Below are 2,534 nucleotides of genomic sequence, written 5' to 3'. Positions count from 1 at the left end.
AATGAGACAGGACAGAGGACGCCGCCATGACCATCATCGTCTATTCCAAGCCCGCCTGCGTGCAGTGCACCGCGACCACCCGTGCGCTGGATGCACGCGGTCTGCCCTATGATGTCGTGGACCTGACCGAGGATGCCGCTGCGATGGCCCGCGTCACCGAGCTTGGCTACCGTCAGGCGCCGGTCGTCATCGCAGGCGAGAACCACTGGTCGGGCTTCCGTCCGGACATGATCGGCCGTCTCGCATCCTGAGAACGACCATGGCGGGGCTGCTCTACTATTCGTCGCGCAGCGGCAACACCGACCGTTTCGTCGCGCGGCTTGGCCGCGCGGCGTTGCGCATCCCGGTGTCGCCCTCCGAGCCGATGCCCGAGCCCCCCGCGGACTACGTGCTGATCTGCCCGACCTACGCCGACGGCGAGGGTCGCGGCGCGGTGCCCAAGCAGGTGATCCGTTTCCTCAATGACGCCGGACGCCGTGCCGGGCTGCGCGGGGTCATCGGCTCCGGCAACCGCAATTTCGGAAAGACCTACGGGCTCTCCGCCGACATCATCGCCGCGAAATGCGGCATCCCGCTGCTCTACAAGTTCGAGCTTGCGGGCACCGACACCGATATCGCCCGCGTGAACGACGGGCTGACTGCTTTCTGGGGATCCCGATGCTTGACCGCCTGACCGACGGCCTCGACTACCACGCGCTGAACGCGATGCTGAACCTCTACGACGCCGAAGGCCGCATCCGCTTCGACGCGGACCGCATGGCGGCGCGTCAGTACTTCCTGCAGCACGTGAACCAGAACACGGTGTTCTTCCACTCGCTCGACGAAAAGCTCGATTACCTCGTGGAGGAGGGCTACTACGAGGCCGAGGTGCTCGACGCCTACCCGCGCGAGTTCCTGCACGCAATCTGGGACGCCGCCTTCAAGCGCAAGTTCCGCTTCCCGACCTTCCTCGGGGCGTTCAAGTACTACACCTCCTACACGCTCAAGACGCGCGACGGGAAACGTTTCCTCGAGCGCTACGAGGACCGCGTCGTCATGGTGGCGCTGACGCTGGCGCGCGGCGACCAGGCGCTGGCGATGTCCTTCATGGAAGAGATCGTCACGGGCCGCTTCCAGCCCGCCACGCCGACCTTCCTCAACGCCGGCAAGAAGAGCCGTGGCGAGCTGATCTCGTGCTTCCTGCTGCGGCTCGAGGACAACATGGAAAGCATCGGCCGCGGCATCAACTCGGCGCTGCAGCTCAGCAAGCGCGGCGGCGGCGTCGCGCTCATGCTGACCAACATCCGCGAGCACGGTGCGCCGATCAAGGGCATCGAGAACCAGTCCTCGGGCGTGATCCCGATCATGAAGCTGCTCGAGGACAGCTTCTCCTACGCCAACCAGCTCGGCGCGCGTCAGGGGGCAGGGGCGGTCTATCTCAACGCCCACCACCCGGACATCCTGCGCTTCCTCGACACCAAGCGCGAGAATGCCGACGAGAAGATCCGCATCAAGACGCTGAGCCTCGGCGTGGTGATCCCCGACGTGACCTTCGAGCTCGCGAAGCGCAACGAGGAGATGTACCTGTTCTCGCCGCATGACGTCGAGAAGGTCTACGGCGTGCCGTTCTCCGAGATCTCGGTCACCGAGAAATACGCCGAGATGGTCGCCGACAAGCACATCCGCAAGAAGAAGATCAACGCCCGCGCCTTCTTCCAGACGCTGGCCGAGATCCAGTTCGAGAGCGGCTATCCCTACATCATGTTCGAGGACACGGTGAACCGGATGAACCCGATCGCGGGCCGCATCACCATGTCGAACCTCTGCTCCGAGATCCTGCAGGTGAACGAGGCCTCCGAGTTCAACGAGGACCTGAGCTATTCCCGCATGGGCACGGACATCTCGTGCAACCTCGGCAGCCTCAACATCGCGCGCACCATGGACGGGCCGGACTTCGGCGCGACCATCGAGACCGCGATCCGGGCGCTGACCGCCGTCTCCGAGATGTCGTCGATCGAGTCGGTGCCGTCGATCCGCAAGGGCAACGACGAGAGCCACGCCATCGGCCTCGGCCAGATGAACCTGCACGGCTACCTCGCCCGCGAGCACGTCCACTACGGCAGCGCCGAGGGCATCGAGTTCACCTCGGTCTATTTCGCCGCCGTGGCCTATCACGCGCTGCGGGCCTCCTGCGCGCTGGCGAAGGAGCGGGGCGAGACCTTCAAGGGCTTTGCCGACAGCGAGTACGCCTCGGGCGTGTTCTTCGACAAGTACACCAGCCGCGACTGGCTGCCCGAAAGCGCCCGCGTGGCCGAGCTCTTCGCCGACGTCACCCTGCCGACCCGTGACGACTGGGCGGCGCTGAAGGCTGACGTCATGGCGCACGGGCTCTACAACCGGAACCTGCAGGCGGTGCCGCCGACCGGGTCGATCAGCTACATCAACAACTCGACCAGCTCGATCCACCCGATCGTGTCGAAGATCGAGATCCGCAAGGAAGGCAAGATCGGCCGCGTCTATTACCCGGCGCCGTTCATGTCGAACGTTTTTTTTTT

Annotated in this window: 3 protein-coding genes; all 3 read left to right on the top strand. The window is 64.8% G+C overall.

Translation table 11 applies throughout. The features are described 5' to 3' along the window. Positions 1-26: 26 nt before the first annotated feature. Positions 27-251: a glutaredoxin-like protein NrdH gene (gene nrdH / locus HC022_RS23810; RefSeq protein WP_008885878.1), complete on the top strand. Its 225-nt coding sequence runs from the start codon at positions 27-29 to the stop codon at positions 249-251. Positions 252-259: 8 nt separating this feature from the next. Next, positions 260-673: a class Ib ribonucleoside-diphosphate reductase assembly flavoprotein NrdI gene (nrdI, locus tag HC022_RS23805; RefSeq protein ID WP_089955182.1), complete on the top strand. Its 414-nt coding sequence runs from the start codon at positions 260-262 to the stop codon at positions 671-673. Beyond that, positions 658-2,534: class 1b ribonucleoside-diphosphate reductase subunit alpha (gene nrdE / locus HC022_RS23800; protein ID WP_167454051.1), on the top strand; the 1,877-nt coding region annotated here is incomplete at its 3' end. The genes nrdI and nrdE, both read left to right, overlap by 16 nt.

The sequence above is a fragment of the Salipiger sp. HF18 genome (assembly GCF_011806505.1).
GTDB lineage: Bacteria > Pseudomonadota > Alphaproteobacteria > Rhodobacterales > Rhodobacteraceae > Salipiger > Salipiger thiooxidans.
Note: the sequence above shows the minus strand (reverse complement) of the source record. Positions and strands in the feature narration are given on the sequence as shown.